This is a genomic window from Streptomyces sp. NBC_01006, from assembly GCF_045162725.1.
Taxonomy (GTDB): Bacteria; Actinomycetota; Actinomycetes; order Streptomycetales; family Streptomycetaceae; genus Streptomyces.
Map to the genome: position 1 here is coordinate 6599481 of NZ_CP108700.1, position 18143 is coordinate 6617623.

An 18143-nucleotide genomic window follows, 5' to 3' on the forward strand; every position below is an offset into this window, starting at 1 on the left:
GGCCGGCGGATCCGGCAGATGTGGGCGGGGGTGTCGGTGGGGGTCGATAGGCTTCTGGGATGAGCCTTGTCGACGCCCCCACCGAGACCCCCGATGCCCTTGAGGTGCTGCACCGCGTCTTCGGATACGACTCCTTCCGCGGCGAGCAGCAGCAGATCATCGAGCACGTGGCCGGCGGCGGCGACGCGCTGGTCCTGATGCCCACGGGCGGCGGCAAATCGCTCTGCTACCAGATCCCGGCACTGGTGAGAGCCGGTACGGGCGTGGTGATCTCGCCGCTGATCGCGCTCATGCAGGACCAGGTGGACGCCCTGACCGCCCTCGGGGTGCGGGCCGGGTTCCTCAACTCGACCCAGGACCCCTACGAGCGGCAGGCCGTCGAGCAGGCCTTCCTCGCCGGTGAGCTGGACCTGCTGTACCTGGCGCCGGAGCGGCTGCGCACCGAGGGCACCCAGCGGCTGCTCGACCGGGGCACGGTGTCGCTCTTCGCGATCGACGAGGCGCACTGCGTCGCCCAGTGGGGCCACGACTTCCGGCCCGACTACCTGGCGCTGTCGATGCTGCACGAGCGCTGGCCCAAGGTGCCGCGGATCGCGCTGACGGCGACGGCCACCGAGGCCACGCACGCCGAGATCGCGGCCCGGCTGGGCCTGGCGGAGCGCGAAGCGCGTCACTTCGTGGCCAGCTTCGACCGGCCCAACATCCAGTACCGGATCGCCCCGAAGAACAACCCGACCCGGCAGCTGCTGGAGCTGATCCGCACCGAGCACGACGGGGACGCCGGAGTCGTCTACTGCCTGTCGCGGGCCTCCGTGGAGAAGACCGCCGCCTTCCTGGTGGAGCACGGCATCGACGCGGTCGCGTACCACGCGGGCATGGATTCCCGTACGCGCGCGGCGAACCAGGCGCGCTTCCTGCGGGAGGACGGGGTCGTGGTGGTGGCCACGATCGCGTTCGGCATGGGCATCGACAAGCCGGACGTGCGGTTCGTGGCCCACCTGGACCTGCCGAAGTCGGTCGAGGGCTACTACCAGGAGACCGGCCGCGCCGGGCGCGACGGGGAGCCGGCCACGGCCTGGCTCGCGTACGGACTCCAGGACGTGGTGCAGCAGCGCAAGATGATCGAGGGCTCCGAGGGCGACGAGGCGCACCGCCGCTCCCTGGCCGCGCACCTCGACGCGATGCTCGCGCTGTGCGAGACGGTCGAGTGCCGCCGGGTGCGGCTGCTCGCGTACTTCGGGCAGGCGGCCGCCGGGCCGTGCGGCAACTGCGACACCTGCCTGACCCCGGCCGAGTCCTGGGACGGCACGGTGGCCGCGCAGAAGCTGATGTCCACGGTGTGGCGGCTGGCCAAGGAGCGGCGGCAGAAGTTCGGCGCCGGCCAGATCATCGACATCCTCCAGGGCAAGAAGACGGCCAAGGTCATCCAGTTCGACCACGACGGGCTGTCGGTGTTCGGGATCGGCGCGGACCTGAGCACCGCGGAATGGCGCGGGGTCGTACGGCAGCTGCTGGCCTCGGGGCTGCTGGCGGTCGAGGGGGACTACGGGACGCTGGTGCTCACGGACGCCAGCGGCGAGGTGCTGGGCGGGCGCCGCAGCGTGCCGATGCGCAAGGAGGCCGCGCCGGCCCCCGCGGCCCGCAAGTCCTCCGGATCGGGCTCCGGCTCCGGGAAGGCCGGGCGGGTCCCGGTCGACCTGCCGGCGGCGGCCGTGCCGGTGTTCGAGGCCCTGCGCGCCTGGCGGGCCGCGACCGCCAAGGAGCAGGGCGTGCCGGCGTACGTGGTCTTCCACGACGCGACGCTGCGGGAGGTCGCGACCCGGCTGCCCGGCACGGTGGAGGAGCTGGGCACGATCAGCGGCGTCGGCGAGGCCAAGCTGGCCAAGTACGCCGAGGGGATCCTGGCCGCGCTGGCCGGGACGGGCGCCACCGGGACGGGGGCCACCGAGTCGGGCGCAACCCCGGCCCCGGTCCCGGCGCCCGCGGCCCCGGTCCCGGCGCCCGCGGCCCCGGCCCCGGCGCCCGCGGCCCCGGTCCCGTCGCGGGCTGCGGCGCCGGAGCCCCCGGCCCCGCACACCGACGAGGAACCGCCCTTCGACTTCGACGACACGGACCCGCCCTGGGACGACTGGGAGTAGGCCGAACCGCGGGCCGGGAGGAGGTACGGCAGGGTCAGGCCGCGTCGGCGGCGCGGTCCTCGTCCGGATCCTCCTCCTCGGCCCCGTCGGGGTGCGCCGTGCACGGCGGGCACAGCCGGGTGTACTCCGCCATCACCTCCTCGACCGTCTCCTTCCGCTTGCGCTCGCACGCCGCCTTCCGGGTCTCCTCCTTGCACAGCAGCTCGGCGCGGGCGCCCTCCAGTACGGCGATCGCCTGCCAGCCCTTGAGCACGCACAGCAGGGCCTTGCACAGGCAGTCGACGAACTCGCAGACGCCCGCGAACCCCCGCCAGGCCTCCGCGCTACGGCGGAGCAGCACCAGCAGCCGCGCCGGCCCGCCGCGACCGGGCCGCGGCCCCGCCGCAGCGGTACTGGCAGTCACGGCTCGGCATGCGGCCCTGGGACGCGTACACCGCCCAAATCCTCCAGTTCCAGGACCAGTTGGCGCAGGTGCTGGGCGCCGCGCAGCCGCCCGCCGCCGATCTGGGGCCGCTGCTGGAGCAGTTGGCCCTCATCGGCGAAGAGCAGTTCCTCAAGAGCCACACCAAGGACCAGCTGGGCCGGGAGGTGGCCCGGCTCGTCACGGGCATCGGCGAGGGCGCCCTGATCCGGCCGGCGCAGGCCGGGCCGGGCCCGTACACCCTGCAGGAGCTGGGCATTTCGGAACTCCCGCCCGCCGGGTACCTGCCGTTCACCCCCGAGCCGGAGCCGAGCGCCGCCCCCGCCGGGATCCGGGCGCTCCTGGGTCCGCAGGTGGACCTGAGGTACTGCTCCTGCACGCTCGCCGATGTCGCCCAGGCGGTGCAGGAGGCGCAGCACCGGGACCGCATCCGGCTCGACGAGCCCGTCGGCGTGGACATCCTGCTGCCCGTCGGCGACGGGGAGGCGCCGGTCGGGGACTGGGTCGCGTTCGTCAGGAGGGAGCAGCGACACTGCTGCAACCCCGGGTGACTGCTACCGAATGAAATCATAGCACTCGGTGACTGATCGGTGACGGTGCGCGCATAGCATATGCGTCGGACTTCTATGCAGGAGGACCGCCTATGAACCAGCAGTTCCTCACGTCACCGGTCCGCGTCCCAGGGCAGGGGGAGCCACCGGCCCTCCATCTCCTGGGCGGCCCGCGCGTCATCCATCAGGGGAGATGGCTGGACGTGCCCGAAGGGGGCAAGCGGCTCCTGGCGTTCGTCGCGCTCAACGGCGGCCGGGTCGAGCGCCGGCACGCCGCGGGGGCGCTGTGGCCGTCCGGCGACGACCTGCGGGCGGCGGGGAACCTGCGGTCCGCGCTCTGGCGGCTCAAGGCCGCCGGCATCGACCTGCTCGACTCCGACAAGTGCTCGCTCGCGATGCGCGAGCACACGGTGGTGGACCTGTACGTCCTGTACGGCTGGGCCGGGCGGCTCATCGGCGGCACCGCCACCACCCAGGACCTGTCGGCGCTGAAATGGCGTACCGACGCGCTCGACCTGCTGCCGGGCTGGTACGACGACTGGGTGCTGCTGGAGCGCGAACGGGTCCGCCAGCGGCTGCTGCACGCGCTGGAGGCGCTGAGCCGCGAGCTGGCCCGCGTCGGCCGGCACGCCGAGGCGGTGGAGTCGGCCCTGCTCGCGGTCAGCGCCGAACCGCTGCGGGAGAGCGCCCAGCGGGCCCTGATCGAGGCCCACTTGGCGGAGGGCAATCTCATCGAGGCCATGCGCGCGTACGACACCTACCGTGACCTCGCCACACGCGAACTCGGGGTGGAACCGGGATGCGAACTCTCCGGCCTGATACGGAAATTCTGCCGCTCGGCCACCCGCTCCCGCGAGGTGGTGGCCGCCCGGGTGCGCCGCGCCTGATCCGGGGTCAAGCTGGTGGCATGAGCGACGACCGGCCGGGTCGGCGCAGCACCGAACTGCGCCTGGCCCTCGCGATGCGCGGCGGGGTCAGCCTCGCCGTATGGATGGGCGGGGCCTGTTGCGAGACGGCGGCGCTGCGCGCGGGAGCGGACCGGAAGACCCTCGGCCCGGAAGCGGGCCTCTATACGGGGCTGCTGCACATGTGCGAGTACGAGGACGTCGACATCGACGTCCTCGCCGGGACCAGCGCCGGGGGGCTCAACGGTGTGCTGCTGGCCTGCCACCTCGTGTACGGGATGCCGTTCGGTCCGGGCGTACGGGACGCGTGGCTGCGCCTGGGCGACCTCGAAGGGCTGCTGCGCCGCTCGACGCCGTTCCACGTACCGGCCTCGCTGATGTGCGGCGACGAGGTCTTCTACCAGGAGCTGCGCGGCTCGCTGGCCGAGCTCCTGGGGCAGGCCCCGAAGGACTGGGAACCCCCGGCCTCGCTGCGGCTGATCCTGACCGCCACCCGGCTGCGCCCGCGCCGGGACCGGGTGCGGCCCACCCTCGGCCGACCGCTCCTGGTCGGCCGCTCGAACGCCTACTTCCGCTTCCGCCACCGCACCTCCCTGACGGACTTCCCCGTCGACGTCACCGGTGTGGCCCGGGAGGCGGCGCTGAACCGGCTGGCCTACGCGGCCCGTGCCTCGTCCTCGTTCCCGGGAGCCTTCGAACCGGCCCGGGTCTACGTCGACAACGCCCCGCAGCCGGTGGAGAATCCGCCCCGGGTGGACATGCGCGGAGTCTGCAGCGAGACCGGCTACCCCGACGAGAACCTGAACGGCTGCGCCGAGGTCATGGACGGCGGGCTGCTGGACAACATCCCCGTCGCCTGGGCCGTACGGGCTCTCGCCGGGGCCCCGGTGGCCGCCAAGGCCGACCGTTGGCTGCTCTTCCTCCAGCCCGTGCCGCCGCTCCCGCCGCCTCCCGAGCCGGGGACCAGCCGGCGCGTGACCCGGCTGGTCCGGACGGCCGTGAAATCCCTGACGGTGAAGACCGGCGCCGAGTCCCTGCGCGACGACGACCTGGAACTGCACGCCGCCGAAGCCGCGGCCCAGCGCAAGCAGGCCGCCGCCGGGGTGCTTCCGCCGACCCTCGCCGAGCTCAAGGACACCGCCACGGCCCGGCAGCACGCGTACGCCGACCGGGCCGGCGCCGCGGAGGCACTGCGGCTCATCCGGCTCCTGGAGGATCCGGCGGAGGTGACCGGCCCGGACGCGCTGCCGCTGCCCGCGGGCCCGGGGCCGCTGGAGGCGCTGGACGAGTGCGCGGGGGCGGGCTCGGCGGTCCTCTTCGCCCGGCTGCGCAAGGCGTCGGGCGGCCTGGCGGTGGCACCCGGGGAGCTCCCCGAACCGGGGACCTCGCCGCTGGCCCTGGCGCGCACCGTACGACTGCTCATGGACTGGCTGGAGGCGTACGAGTCCCACCCCGGGCCGGTGCCCGCGGAGCTGGTGGAGGGGTACCGGTGGCGGCTGTTCGCCTGCCGCTCCGCCGTCGCCACGCTGACCGCCGCCCGGGACCGGCTCCTGCTCGACCGCTACCGGAGCGCCCTCTCCACGGGGCTGCTCCCGAGGGATGCCACGGCCCCCTTCGGCGAGGCGACGCGGCTGCTGGGCGGCCTCATTCCGGCCGGGCCCCTGCCCGGGGACACGCCCAGGCAGTGGGAGACCTGGGCGGCGAACCTCGCGACGGCCGTGACCGGCGGATCGCTGCCGCCGGCCCCGCCCGGACCCGACCCGGCGGCGGAGGTGCCGGAGGGCTTCGGACGGCTGTGGGGCCGGCTGGCGGAACTGGCCGGGGAGATGGGTCTGGACCTGGTCCCCGACGTCGAGGGCTACGAAGCCCTCCACGCGGCCGCGCGCGGCGCCGGCCCGATGACCGGTGCGCTCGCGTACGTCGAGGTGCTGCTCGGCCCGCTGCGCCCGGACCCGCTGGCCGAGGCCCCCGACATCGGCTTCCACGCCGTCTCGGCCGCGAACACCAGCTGGGCCACTCGCAGGGTGCTGGAGAAGGTGGACCAGAACTCCCCGACGGACCTGGTCCGGGCCAAGCTCAGCGGCAACCAGCTCAACAACTTCGCCGCGTTCCTCAGCGCCCGCTGGCGGATGAGCGACTGGACCTGGGGCCGCCTCGACGGGGCCGCCTCCCTCGTGTCGGTCGTCGCCACAGACGAGCGCCTGCGGCACGCGTTCGGCGAGACCAGGACCGGCGACGACAGGGCACTCGGTGAGAAGATCGCCGAGCTGACCGGACTCGGCCCGGTGTTCCTGGAGCACTGGGCGCAGAACGTCGTCACCAACGGGGACATGGACCCTTACGACCGGACACGGGACGTGCTCACCGCCGTACGCCAGCACGAGATCCTGCGGGAGGAGCTGCCGTTCCTCGCCGAACTGAACCGCAAGGGCTTCCGGGGCGGCAACAAGCCCCCGGACCCCCCGCTGAACCCGCCCGCCCTGGCCTCACCGGCCGAGTTCGACGCCGCGCTGGAGTCCTTCGGCGAGATCGGCAGGGAGGAGGTCGGACAGCTCATCCGGGCGCGGGACCCACGCCGGGCGGCCCTGCGGACCGGGCTCCTCGCCTGGCCCGCCCTCCAGCCCACCGGCAGGGCCGGGGCCCGCATGGTGCAGGGCGTCCTCGGCGTGCTGAAGCCCCTGGTCTACCTCCCGCCCCTGGTCGGGGTGGTGGCCCCGCCGTGGGGTCTGATCGCGGCCGTGCTCCTGTGGACGGGCATCTCCTTCTCCACCGGGCAGGGGTCCTCACTCCTCGCCCACGTCCCGGTCTGCCTGTACGCCATGATCGCCCTGGCGGCGCTGGTCCGGCAGCGGTTCCGGCCGCCCGGGCTGCGCATCCCCCTCCTCGTGCTCGCGCTGGCCGGTCCGCCCGTCGCCCTCTGGCGGCTGCGCGGCCTGCACACCCCGAACCCGGGCGACGGCTGGCGCACCCTGATCGTGGGGGCCTGCTTCGCCCTCGCCGCCGCTGCCGTGCTGTACGTCGGCACCGACCGCTGGCTGCTGCTGCCGGGGGCGGCCGCGGTCGCGGGAGCCATCGCCGCCCTCGTCCAGTTCGGCCGCCCGCCGCTCGGCGGCTGGTGGGCCGCCCTCGCCCTGTACGCCGTCCTGTTCTGGATCACCTTCGTCCTGCCCTGGCTGTATCCGAAGCCGCGGACCGGACCGACCTGACGCAGCGCCCCGTGCCGACGGCTCGGATAGGGTGAATCGGTAGGAATCGGACCCCCCGGGGTGAGGTCGGTGCGGTGGACACATACCAGTCGACGAGCGAAGTCCCGGATCAGCCGGCCGCGGCCGTCGGGTACGCGGGCGTGCTCAGCGAGCTGCTGCCGATCGCGCTGTGGCGGGAGGACGCCGACGGAATCATCGTCGAATGGTCGCTCGCCGCCCAGGACCTGCTCGGCCACCGCCCCGAGGACATCCTGGGCCTCCCCGGCGCCTCCGTACTCGTCCCCGAGCCCAACCACGCGCTCGCCGACGACCTGACCCGGCGGGTCCAGGCGGGCGAGACGGTGGTCGGCACCCTCCCCGTGCGCCACCGCGACGGGCACCGCGTCACCATGGAGATGTGGATCGTCCCCGCCGCCGACCCGCAGGGCCGCACCGGGGCCATGCTGATCGCCGTGGAGACCTCCGAGGTCCTGCGCATGCGGGACTCGCTCGCCGCCCTCCAGAGCCTGTTCACCCAGTCGCCCATCGGCCTCGCCACCCTCGGCCCCGACCTGCGCTTCCTGCGCGTCAACGACGCCCTGGCCCGGATGAACGGCGTCCCGGCCGCCGAGCACGTCGGCAAACGGCTCACCGAGGTCGTCCCCGGAGTCAACGCCTCCGCGCTCGAAGCGACCATGCGGCAGGTCCTGGAGCGGGGCACCGCCGTCGTCGACGTCCGCCGCACCGGCCGGACCCCGGCCGACCCCGAGCACGACCACACCTGGTCCTGCTCCTACGCCCCCCTCCTCGACGGCTCCGGCCGCCCGCTCGGCGTGATCGCCTCCCTCATCGACATCACCGACAGCCAGCAGGCCCAGGGCGAGGCCGAGCGGGCCCGCCGCCGCTTCGCCGTCCTCGCCGAGGCCGGGACCCGCATCGGCACCACCCTCGACCTCAGCCAGACCGCCCGGGAGATCGTCGGGGTCCTCGTACCCCAGCTGGCCGACTCGGCCGACGTACAGCTGCTGGAGACCGTCCTCGCCCCCGACGACGCGGCGGCCACCCACGAGGGCGTGCTCCGCCGCATCGCCGTCGAGTTCCCCGACCCCGAGGCCCCCACCGCCCGGCTGGCACCCGGCCAGACCTTCCAGATCCCGCCCGACTCCGTCTACGAACGGGTCATCGCCGAGGGCCGGGCCATGAACCTGTACCGGTCCGACGTCCACGCGCTGCTCCCCGACCCGCGCGCCGCCGAGCTGCGCGACTACCTCGCCACCCTCGGCTCCGCCCGGCTGATCCCGCTCCTCGCCCGCGGCACCGTGCTCGGCGCGGTCACCGTGACCCGGACGAGCGACCGCGAGCCCTTCGACGAACAGGACGGCGTACTCATCGACGAGGTGGTCGCCCGCGCGGCCCTCAACATCGACAACGCCCGGATGTACACCAACCAGCGGCGCGCCGCCCTGACCCTCCAGCGCAGCCTCAGCAACAGCGCCCTCCCCGAGGTCACCGGCCTGGAGCTGACCGGCCGCTACCTGCCCGCCAGCGACCACGACGTCGGCGGCGACTGGTACGACGTCATCCAGCTGCCCGGCGGGCGCACCGGTCTGGTCATCGGCGACGTCATGGGCCACGGCATCCACGCCGCCGCCGTCATGGGACAGCTGCGCACCGCCGTACGCACCCTCGCCCGCCACGACGTCTCCCCGACCAGGCTGCTCCGCTCGCTCGACGAGGCCGTCGCCGACCTGGGCGAGGACGAGATGGCCACCTGCGTCTACGCCGTCCACGACCCGGCCACGGGCGGCTGCGTCATCGCCCGCGCCGGCCACCCGCCGCCGGCCGTGGTCACGGCCGGCGGGGAGGTCACCTTCCTCGACGGCCCGCCCGGCACCCCGCTGGGCACGGGCGGGCAGGAGTTCCGTACCGAGGAGGTCGACCTGCCGCTCGGGTGCCTGCTCGTGCTGTACACCGACGGGCTCATCGAGTCCCGCGACCGCGACCTCGACCAGGGCATGGCCCAGCTCGGACGGGTGCTGCGGGACGCCGGGCAGCCTCTGGACGCGCTGTGCGACGACATCCTGGCGCGGCTGCTGCCCGAGGCCCCGCAGGACGACGTGGCGGTCCTGCTGGCCCGTACGACGCCCGCCCGGGGCCGCTGACGCCTCGGTGGCCCGGGCTCGGTGGGGCCCCGGGCTCGGTGGGGCCCGGGCCGCCGAGCGGTCAGCGGTCCCGGGCGAATCGTTACGCCGAGGGCCAGGTCACCAGCCCATGTCCTCCAGCGCCTCCAGGTCCGGTACGGGCGGGGCCGGCTCCGGACCCCCGGTCAGCGGCAGCTCGGCCCAGATGACCTTGCCGCGCTGGGTGTAGCGGGTGCCCCAGCGCTCGGCGTACTGCGCGACCAGGAACAGGCCGCGGCCGCCCTCGTCGGTGGTGGCCGCGTACCGCAGGTGCGGCGAGGTGCTGCTGCCGTCGGAGATCTCGCAGATGAGGCTGCGGTCGCGCAGTATCCGCACCCGGATGGGTGCGTTCCCGTACCGGATGGCGTTGGTGACGAGCTCGCTGAGGATGAGCTCGGCCGTGAACGCGATGTCCCCCAGACCCCAGGCGGCCAGCTGCGCCGAGCCCGCGCCCCGCACCCGCGAGACCGCCGCCGGATCGGGCGGCACCTCCCACTCGGCGATCCGGTCCGCCTCCAGCCGCCGGGTGTCGGCGACCAGCAGGGCGATGTCGTCGCTCGGCGCCGGGAACAGCAGCGCGGCCAGTAGGTCGGCACAGGCCTGGTCGGGGCTGCGGCCGGGGCGCGAGAGCGTCTCGGCCAGCATGCCGAGGCCGGTGTCGAAATCCCGGTCGCGGTCCTCCAGCAAGCCGTCCGTGAACATCACGAGCCGGCTCGACTCCGGCAGCCGCAGCTCCACGGCCTCGAAGGGCATGCCGCCCACCCCGAGCGGCAGCCCGGTGGGCAGCTGCGGGAACTCCACGGTGCCGTCCGGCCTCACCAGGGCCGGTCCCGGGTGCCCGGCGCTCGCCATCGCACAGACCCCGGAGACCGGGTCGTACACCGCGTACAGGCAGGTGGCGCCGGTGACGCCGGCCGTCTCGCCCGCCCCCTCCGCGGGGTCCCCGGCGCCCCCGGACTCGTTCTGGTCGATCCGGTGGATCAGCTCGTCCAGGTGCCCGAGCAGTTCGTCCGGGGGCATGTCCAGGGAGGAGAAGTTGTGCACGGCGGTGCGCAGCCGGCCCATCGTGGCCGCCGCGTGCACCCCGTGCCCGACGACGTCGCCGACGACCAGCGCCACCCGGGCGCCGGCGAGCGGGATCACGTCGAACCAGTCCCCGCCCACCCCGGCCTTCGCGGGCAGGTACCGGAAGGCCACTTCCACGGCGGTCTGGTCCGGCAGCACCCGGGGCAGCAGGCTCCGCTGGAGGGCCACGGCCGTCGCGTGCTCCCGGGTGTAGCGGCGGGCGTTGTCGATGGAGACGGCCGCCCGGGCCCCCAGCTCCTCCGCGAACGACAGGTCCTCCTCGTCGAAGGCCTCCGGGGTGTCGGCGGCCCGCCAGAAGTTCGCCATGCCGAGGACCACCCCGCGGGCCTGCAGCGGCACCGAGATCAGCGAGTGCAGCCCGTACTCCAGGGCCTGGCGGGTGCCGGCCTCGTCCTGGGCCCGCCAGCCCATCGCGGCGTTCAGATCGGGCGCGAGCACCGCGTGCCCGGCGTCCAGGGCCGCCGCCATCGGCGCCGTCGGCACCACGAACCGGATGATGTCGCCGACCGGCTGCAGCGGCTGGTCGGTGCGCACCCCGCTCATCGCCGCCCGGAGCATCTCCGTGTAGGCGCCGGCGGCCCGCGAGGGCTCCTCGCCCTTCAGCACCGGCTCCAGCAGCTCCACCGTCACGAAGTCGGCGAACCGGGGGACGGCCACCTCCGAGAGCTCCTCGGCGGTCCGCGCCACGTCCAGTGTGCTGCCGATCCGCACCCCCGCGTCGTACAGCAGCTGGAGCCGCTCCCGGGCCACCTCGGCACGGCCGGAGAGCGCGGCGAGCTCGGTGGTGTCGCGCAGGGTCATGACGCTGCCGGACGGGTGCCCTCCGTACGGCTTGGTCGGACGGACGTTGACGGCCAGGAGCCGGTCGCCGGCCAGGTGCACCTCGTCCGTGGCGACCCGCCCGGACACCAGCAGGGAGGTGGTCCGCGGATCGAGGCCGAGTTCGCTCACGTGGCGCTGCTCGGCGTCGGGCGGCAGGTTCAGCAGCCGCCGGGCCTCGTCGTTGGCGAGCAGCAGCCGCTGGTCGTCGCCGATGATCAGGACGCCCTCGCGCACCGCGTGCAGGACGGCCTCGTGGTGCTCGTTCATCCGGGCCATGTCGGCCTCGCCGAGGCCCCGGGTCTGGCGCCGCAGCCGCCGGCTGACCAGGGCGGCGCCGCCCGTGCCGAGCAGCAGCGCGCCGGCCGCCGCGCCGAGCAGCAGCGGCAGCTGGGAGGCGACCGTGTCGGAGACGGTGGCGACCTCGATGCCGGTGCCGACCAGGCCGACGACCTTGCCGCTCGCGTCCCGTACGGGGACCACGGCGCGGACCGCGTCGCTCGGCGAGCCCGTGAACACCTCGGTGAAGGAGTGCCCGGCCACGGCACGCGAGAGGTCGCCGGTGGCCCGCTTGCCGATCAGGTCCGGCCGGGAGTCGGTGTAGCGCAGCCCGTCGGGCGTCATCACGGCGATGAAGTCGACGCCCGCGGCCCGCCGCGCGGCCTCGGCCAGGGGTTGCAGCTCGGCCGTCGGATTCGGGGATCTCAGGGCGGCGGGGAGACCGGGGGCGTGGGCGAAGGCCTCGGCGGCCGCCAGCGAGCGGTGGCGCGCGTCGCGCTGGGTGCCGTACCGCTCCTGGAACACGAGGGCGAGCGCGGCCGCGGTGATCAGCAGGACGACGATGAACGCCATGAGCGCGAAGACCTGACCGGCGACACTGCGGGCGCTCCTGGATCGGCGCGCGAGCAGGCCCGGGTCCCGCCCGGTCGGCTGCCGGGGCGGGGATCCCCTGGGTCGACCCAAACGTCCGGTCATGAGCCATTTCTAACACCGTCACCGCGATTTGGGCGGGGCTGCCGATGTGGCGGCCGCCGCGCTGCGGTACGCACGGGGGCTGAGGCCGACGTACGAGGCGAAATGCTGGCGGAAGGTGACCTCGCTGGCGAAACCCGCCCGCCGGGCCACTTCCGGCACCGGGTGGTCGGTGCGCTCCAGCAGCTTGCGGGCCGCGTCCAGGCGGTGGCCGAGGAGCCAGCGGTGCGGGGTGGTGCCGGTCGCGGCGACGAAATGGCGGGCGAAGGAGCGAGGCGACATCCCGGCCCAGCGGGCCAGCGTGGTCACGGACAGCGGTTCGTGCAGATGGCGCAGGGCCCGCTCCCGTACGGCCGCCAGGGCCTCGGCGGTCCGGTCCGCCGCCGGGGTGGGCCGGTCCAGGTACTGGGCGTGGTCGCCGGTGCGGAACGGCCCGGTCACCATGGACCGGGCGATGGCGGCGGCGGTCTCCGCGCCGTGGGCCTGCCGTACGAGGTGCAGGCAGAGGTCGATCCCGGAGGCCACCCCGGCGGAGGTCCACAGCCCGGCGTCCTCCACGTACAGCGGGGCGTCCTCGACCAGTACGGACGGGTGGCGCGCGGCGAGCTGCGGAGCCAGCGACCAGTGGGTCACGGCCCGGCGGCCGGCCAGCAGCCCCGCCTCGGCGAGGATGAACGCCCCGGCGCACAGCGCGGCCACCGCAATGCCCCGGGCGTGCGCCTCCCGCAGGGCGGCGAGGACCGGCCCGGGCGTCGGGTCGGACGGCTCGGCCAGCGCCGGTACGACCACGAGATCGGCCTCGGCGAGCCAGTCGAGCCCCCGGTCGGGGGCCAGGGTCAGCCCGCCGGGCAGCGCGATCGGGTCGGCGTCGACGGCGCACCGGCGCAGCTCGAAGCGGGGGACGCCCAGCCGGCTGCGGTCGGGGCCCCAGACCTCGGTGATGACGGCGAGGTCGAAACTGCGGATGCCGGGCTGGACGACGATGGCGACACGATGCATGCTGCCATCCTGGCAGGATCTCATCGGTTCGGGTCCCGCTTGCCGCTGTCGGCGGCCCGTCCCGCCGCAGACCATGAAGCCATGACGAAGAACGAGATCGAACTCGCCCCGAACGCTGCTCTGCTGGTCATCGACGTACAGAAGGGCTTCGACGACGCGTCGTACTGGGGCCCGCGCAACAACCCGGCCGCCGAGGCCAACATCGCCGCCCTGATGGACGCCTGGCAGCACTCCGGCCGCCCGGTGGTCCTGGTCCAGCACGCCTCGCGGACCCCCGGCTCGGTCCTGGCCGCCGACCGGCCCGGCCACGCCTTCAAGGACTTCGTGGCGGACCGCGCGGGGAAGGAGTCCCTGCTGATCACCAAGACGGTGAACTCCTCCTTCTACGGCACCCCCGACCTGGCAGCGTGGCTCACCGCCGAGGGCATCGGCCAGCTGGTGGTGTCCGGGATCCAGACCAACATGTGCGTCGAGACCACCGCGCGGATGGCCGGCAACCTCGGCTACGACGTCCTCGTCCCGCTCGACGCCACCCACACCTTCGACCTCGCAGGCCCCGAAGGACTCCGCCTGACGGCCGACCAGCTGGCCACCGCCACCGCCGTCAACCTCCAGGGCGGCGGCTTCGCCCGCGTGGTGAGCACGGCTCAGCTGCTCGCCGCCTCCGGCTCCCCGACCCAGGTCACCCCGTAGTACCGCAGCCGCTCGTCCTCCCCGACGAGCCGCATCCCGGCCGCGGCCATGACCCGGTGCGAGGCGGCGTTCTCCCGGCCGGCGTCGCCCGCCGCCCCGGTCGCCCCGTACGCGCGGGCATGGCCGAGCAGCGCCCGCAGGGCCTCGGCGGCGTAGCCGCGGCCGCGGGCCGCCGGGATCAGCCCGTAACCGACGGTCACCACCCCGGCCGCGTCGGCCGGGCCGTGGAAGCCCGCACCGCCGATCGTCAGCCCGTCGGCGCGCCTGCGGATCTCGTACGCGCCGAACGGCGCCGGATCCCCGCTCTCGGCCAGCACCCGCAGATATCGCCGCGCCCCGGCCCGGTCCCCGTCGTCCGGATACCCGTCCCCCCAGCGGCACCCGCTCCCCGGCACCCCCGAGAGCACCGCCCGGGCCCGCTCCGCGTCCAGGGGCACCAGCACGATCCGTTCGCTCACCAGTTGATCCATGCCCCAGGGACTACCACCCCGGCCGCCCGCCCCGCACGTGGTTTGCGGCCCCACGCGCGGGCGGGCCGGACCGGGAGGCCGGGGAACGCCGAGGCCCGGCGCCCCCGCTGGGGGGTGCCGGGCCCGGATCGTGTCGTCGGTGGACCGGAGGTCAGAGGACGTCGGCGGCGATGTTCTGCGCGACCTGCTCCAGCAGGGGACCCGCGTTCGGGATGGACTTGGCCGGGTCGGGCTCCAGGTCCGTCAGCGGGTACGCCTTGCGGATGCCCGCCGCCTCCAGGGCCTCCTGGCCCAGCAGCAGACGGCCGCAGACCGCCATGACCGGCTTGCCCGCCGCGCGCGCGGCGGCCGCGACACCGGCCGGGGCCTTGCCGTGCAGGGTCTGCTCGTCCAGCGAGCCCTCACCGGTGATCACCAGCGTGGCCCGCTCCAGCGCCGGCGCGAAGCCCAGCACCTCCAGCATCAGCTCGATCCCGGGCCGGAACGACGCGCCGAGCAGCAGCGCCCCGTACCCGATGCCGCCCGCGCCACCCGCACCCGGGGCGGCGGCCAGCCGGCCGGCCTTCTCGCCGATCGACTTCTCCAGCACCACCGCGAAGTGCGCCAGCGCCGAGTCCAGCGCTGCCACGTCCTCGGGCGACGCCCCCTTCTGCGGGCCGTAGACCGCGGGCGCGCCCTTCGGGCCCGTCAGCGGGTTGTCCACGTCGCTGGCCAGGACGAAGTCGACCTCCGCGAAGCGCGGGTCGATCCCGGACAGGTCCGCGGACGCCAGCGCGGCGAGCGCGCCGCCGCCCGGACCGACCGCTTCACCGTTCGCGTCCAGGAACACCGCACCCAGCGCGGCCAGCATCCCCGCACCGCCGTCGGTGGTGGCGCTGCCGCCCACGCCGAAGACGATCGAGCGCGCGCCCGCGTCCAGCGCGGCCTTGAGCAGCTCTCCCGAGCCGTACGTGGTCGCCGTCAGCGGGGCGAACACACCCGCCGGCAGCAGCTGGAGCCCGGAGGCCTCCGCCATCTCGACCACGGCGGTGCCCTCGCGCAGCGCGAAAGCGGCCGTGACCTGCTCGCCGAGCGGTCCGGTGACCCGTACCTCCCGGCGCTCGAACCCGGCCGCCACGGCGGCCGCGACCGTACCGTCGCCGCCGTCCGCGACGGGGAGGGTCTCGATCTCCACGTCCGGTACGGCCCTGCGAAGGCCGGCCGTCACCCGCTCCGCGACCTGAACGGCCGTGAGCGAGCCCTTGAATTTGTCCGCGGCGATGAGCACGCGCGCGGTCTCAGTTACTGCTCCGTCCGTCACCTTGCTAATCCCTTGCTATCGAACAGTGCAGTCGCGCCCCCATGAGCGTATCCGGAGGATCCTCCTATGCCCATGGGTGGCCTGGGTCACACGCGGCGTGCCATCCCCCTAAATAGGTATATACGCCTGGATAGTGTGGCCGCATGAGCGCGGATTCACTGGACGCTCACCCCGTGGGCGATCTACGGCATCGCCGGCCTCGCCCTCGCCTACGCCACCTTCCGCAAGGGCCGCGGCAACCGGCTCAGCGCCGCCTTCGTCCCGCTGATGGGGGAGGAGCGCGCCAACGGCCGGCCCGGCAGGGCCATCGACCTGCTCGCCGTCTTCGCCACCGTCTTCGGCACCGCGACCAGCCTCGGCCTCGGCGCGCTCCAGGTCGCCGAGGGGCTCCACATCACGGCCGGGATCGAGGACTCCACCGGCGTCGAGCTGATCATCATCGCCTCGCTCTCCGCTGCCTTCGTGCTCTCCGCCTTCTCCGGCCTGCACAAGGGCGTGAAATGGCTGAGCACGATCAACATCGTGCTCGCCGCCGCGCTGATGTTCTTCGTCTTCCTCCTCGGTCCGACCGTCTACATCCTCGACGTGATCCCCGCCAGCGTCGGCAGCTACCTGCACGAACTGCTGCCCTTGGCCACCAGCACCGGCGCCTTCACCGACAGCGCCTGGCTCGGCACGTGGACGATCTTCTACTGGGCGTGGTGGCTGTCCTGGGCGCCGTTCGTCGGCACCTTCATCGCCCGCATCTCGCACGGGCGCACCATCCGCGAGTTCCTGATCGGCGTCCTGCTCGTGCCCAGCGGCGCCACGGTGGTCTGGTTCTGCGTGATGGGCGGCACCGCGATCCGCCTCGATTCCACCGGCGCCGCCGATCTCGCCGTCAAGGTCAAGGACGGGGCCGAGGCCTCCCTGTTCGCCATGCTGGACGCGCTCCCGCTGGGCACCGTCACCTCGTACGTGGCCATGGCCCTGGTCATGACGTACTTCGTCACCAGCGCCGACTCGGCCTCCCTGGTGATGGGCTCGCTCACCAGCCGCGGCTCGCTGAACCCGCCCGTCTGGCTCGTCGTCACCTGGGGCGTGCTGATGGCTGGGGTGGCGGCCGTACTCCTGGTCGCGGGCGGCCTCAAATCCCTCCAGACCGCCACCATCCTGGTCGCGCTGCCCTTCGTGATCGTCATGCTGCTGCTCTGCTGGGCGCTGGTGAAGGAGCTCCGCGAGGACCCCGGCGCCGGCCCCGCCCGCCACCACGCCCTGCACGGGGTCCGCGACGCGGTCACGGCGATGGTCGGCGACGCCCTCACCGAAGCGGGCCCCACCCGCCACCCGCACCTGCGCCGCCTGGCCGACCCCACCCGCCGGGACCGCAAGACCCCACCCCCGCCGGACACCCCGGAGGCGTGAGCCCGGTGGGGCGGCTGGGTAGGGTTGGCGACGTGACCACCACCGATGACTACGCCACGTACATCGCGAGCCTGCCCCGGGTGCTGGCCGGGGCCGCCGCGCTCTACCGGGACGCCGACGGTCGGGTGCTGCTCGTCGAGCCCAACTACCGTGAGGGCTGGGCCCTGCCGGGCGGCACCGTCGAATCGGACCTCGGCGAGTCCCCGCGGGCGGCCGCCCGCCGCGAGAGCGCCGAGGAGATCGGCCTGGACCTGCCCCTCGGCCGGCTGCTCGCCGTCGACTGGACGCTCGGCGAGGGCCGTCCGCCGCTGGTCGCGTACCTCTACGACGGTGGCGTGCTCGGCGCGGGGCAGCTCGCCTCGATCAAACTCCAGGAAGACGAACTGCTCTCCTGGCGGCTGGTCGAGCCCGCCGAACTCGCCGCGTACCTCCCCGGATCGCTCGGCCGCCGCACCCAAGAGGCCTACCGGGTCCTGGAGTCCGGCGAGGGCACCGCGGAGCTGGAGAACGGCAGCCGCCCGGTCTCCTCGTGACACCGGGCTTACTTCGAGCAGGACAGAATCATCTGATGATCAAGATGTACGCCTGGCCCAGCACCGCCGACGGGCCCGACGCCCTCCCCATGGTCCACTTCACCACCGAGCAGCAGGAGGGCGGCGAGGTCACCCCCGAGGGGACGCCGGTGTGGCTGTTCGACACCGCGATACGCGAGGGCGGTTGGGCCTCGTTCACCGACTTCGAGGGCTGGTCCGCCCCCGCCGCCGGCTGGCAGGCCTTCTACCGCCGCGAGGACGACCTCCTCGCCGTCACCGGCCCGGGCGCCTGCGAGGGCTGGTACCAGGGCAACCTCGGCGCCGACGCCGACTGGGTGGAGGCGGCCACCGCCCAGCAGAGCGTGGTCCTGCTCGCCGCCCCCGTCCAGCACCCCTCGCTGTACGCCTACGCGGTGGAGGCCGGCGCGGGGTTCGCCCTGCTCGTCCCCCTGGCGATGGTCTGATCCACGGCGGTCTGATCTACAGC

Annotated in this window: 13 protein-coding genes and 1 pseudogene; 9 read left to right on the forward strand and 5 right to left on the reverse strand. The window is 74.2% G+C overall.

Annotated elements, in window-relative coordinates; translation table 11 throughout:
- Positions 1-59: 59 nt before the first annotated feature.
- Positions 60-2138 (forward strand): DNA helicase RecQ, encoded by a 2079-nt coding sequence (gene recQ, locus OG509_RS29920; protein ID WP_406185692.1) that lies wholly within the window; start codon positions 60-62, stop codon positions 2136-2138.
- 34 nt (positions 2139-2172) lie between these two features.
- Here recQ and OG509_RS29925 read toward each other — a convergent pair whose 3' ends face one another.
- Complete coding sequence (locus OG509_RS29925) at positions 2173-2541, reverse strand: hypothetical protein (RefSeq protein WP_406185693.1); 369 nt, start codon at positions 2539-2541, stop codon at positions 2173-2175.
- 8 nt (positions 2542-2549) lie between these two features.
- On the opposite strand from OG509_RS29925, the gene OG509_RS29930 reads away from it, so the two are divergent.
- The 4 genes from OG509_RS29930 to OG509_RS29945 all read left to right on the forward strand — a co-directional run bounded on the left by OG509_RS29930 (position 2550) and on the right by OG509_RS29945 (position 9362).
- Positions 2550-3110, forward strand: a complete 561-nt coding sequence (locus OG509_RS29930; RefSeq protein WP_406185694.1) for a hypothetical protein — start codon at positions 2550-2552, stop codon at positions 3108-3110.
- Between the two features lie 92 nt (positions 3111-3202).
- Entirely contained in the window at positions 3203-3997 is a 795-nt protein-coding gene (locus OG509_RS29935) for a BTAD domain-containing putative transcriptional regulator (protein ID WP_406185695.1), read from the forward strand.
- A gap of 20 nt (positions 3998-4017) precedes the next feature.
- Complete coding sequence (locus OG509_RS29940; protein ID WP_406185697.1) at positions 4018-7221, forward strand: DUF3376 domain-containing protein; 3204 nt, start codon at positions 4018-4020, stop codon at positions 7219-7221.
- Between the two features lie 74 nt (positions 7222-7295).
- Positions 7296-9362, forward strand: a complete 2067-nt coding sequence (locus tag OG509_RS29945; RefSeq protein ID WP_406185699.1) for a SpoIIE family protein phosphatase — start codon at positions 7296-7298, stop codon at positions 9360-9362.
- A 99-nt stretch (positions 9363-9461) separates the two neighbouring features.
- Here the strand turns inward: OG509_RS29945 and OG509_RS29950 are convergent, their stop codons facing one another.
- Together OG509_RS29950 and OG509_RS29955 are read right to left on the reverse strand one after the other, a co-directional pair.
- Positions 9462-12260 (reverse strand): SpoIIE family protein phosphatase, encoded by a 2799-nt coding sequence (locus OG509_RS29950; protein WP_406185701.1) that lies wholly within the window; start codon positions 12258-12260, stop codon positions 9462-9464.
- Positions 12261-12278: 18 nt separating this feature from the next.
- A complete protein-coding gene (locus OG509_RS29955) occupies positions 12279-13256 on the reverse strand; it encodes a GlxA family transcriptional regulator (RefSeq protein WP_406185702.1) in 978 nt (325 codons plus the stop codon).
- An 81-nt stretch (positions 13257-13337) separates the two neighbouring features.
- Between OG509_RS29955 and OG509_RS29960 the strand changes: the two genes are divergently transcribed.
- Positions 13338-13949: a cysteine hydrolase family protein gene (locus OG509_RS29960; protein ID WP_406185703.1), complete on the forward strand. Its 612-nt coding sequence runs from the start codon at positions 13338-13340 to the stop codon at positions 13947-13949.
- On the opposite strand, the gene OG509_RS29965 is transcribed toward OG509_RS29960, so the two are convergent.
- Both OG509_RS29965 and OG509_RS29970 read right to left on the reverse strand, forming a co-directional pair.
- On the reverse strand, positions 13904-14407 hold the full coding sequence (locus tag OG509_RS29965) for a GNAT family N-acetyltransferase (protein ID WP_406185704.1): 504 nt from the start codon (positions 14405-14407) through the stop codon (positions 13904-13906). The two genes, OG509_RS29960 and OG509_RS29965, sit on opposite strands and share 46 nt — an antisense overlap.
- A gap of 163 nt (positions 14408-14570) precedes the next feature.
- Positions 14571-15719, reverse strand: coding sequence for a glycerate kinase (locus OG509_RS29970; RefSeq protein ID WP_406185706.1), 1149 nt, complete (start codon positions 15717-15719; stop codon positions 14571-14573).
- Between the two features lie 156 nt (positions 15720-15875).
- Here OG509_RS29970 and OG509_RS29975 point away from each other — a divergent pair.
- From OG509_RS29975 to OG509_RS29985, 3 genes and pseudogenes are all read left to right on the forward strand, one after another.
- Positions 15876-17123: pseudogene (locus OG509_RS29975) on the forward strand (BCCT family transporter); the annotation flags it as partial.
- A gap of 32 nt (positions 17124-17155) precedes the next feature.
- Complete coding sequence (locus OG509_RS29980) at positions 17156-17656, forward strand: NUDIX domain-containing protein (protein ID WP_406185707.1); 501 nt, start codon at positions 17156-17158, stop codon at positions 17654-17656.
- Positions 17657-17691: 35 nt separating this feature from the next.
- Positions 17692-18120 (forward strand): hypothetical protein, encoded by a 429-nt coding sequence (locus OG509_RS29985; protein ID WP_403727897.1) that lies wholly within the window; start codon positions 17692-17694, stop codon positions 18118-18120.
- Positions 18121-18143: the final 23 nt, after the last annotated feature.

Coding starts and splice junctions, on each gene's coding strand:
- recQ (WP_406185692.1), top strand. CDS start 60: ATGAGCCTTGTCGACGCCCCCACCGAGACCCCCGATGCCCTTGAGGTG.
- OG509_RS29930 (WP_406185694.1), top strand. CDS start 2,550: ATGCGGCCCTGGGACGCGTACACCGCCCAAATCCTCCAGTTCCAGGAC.
- OG509_RS29935 (WP_406185695.1), top strand. CDS start 3,203: ATGAACCAGCAGTTCCTCACGTCACCGGTCCGCGTCCCAGGGCAGGGG.
- OG509_RS29940 (WP_406185697.1), top strand. CDS start 4,018: ATGAGCGACGACCGGCCGGGTCGGCGCAGCACCGAACTGCGCCTGGCC.
- OG509_RS29950 (WP_406185701.1), bottom strand. CDS start 12,260: ATGACCGGACGTTTGGGTCGACCCAGGGGATCCCCGCCCCGGCAGCCG.
- OG509_RS29955 (WP_406185702.1), bottom strand. CDS start 13,256: ATGCATCGTGTCGCCATCGTCGTCCAGCCCGGCATCCGCAGTTTCGAC.
- OG509_RS29960 (WP_406185703.1), top strand. CDS start 13,338: ATGACGAAGAACGAGATCGAACTCGCCCCGAACGCTGCTCTGCTGGTC.
- OG509_RS29985 (WP_403727897.1), top strand. CDS start 17,692: ATGATCAAGATGTACGCCTGGCCCAGCACCGCCGACGGGCCCGACGCC.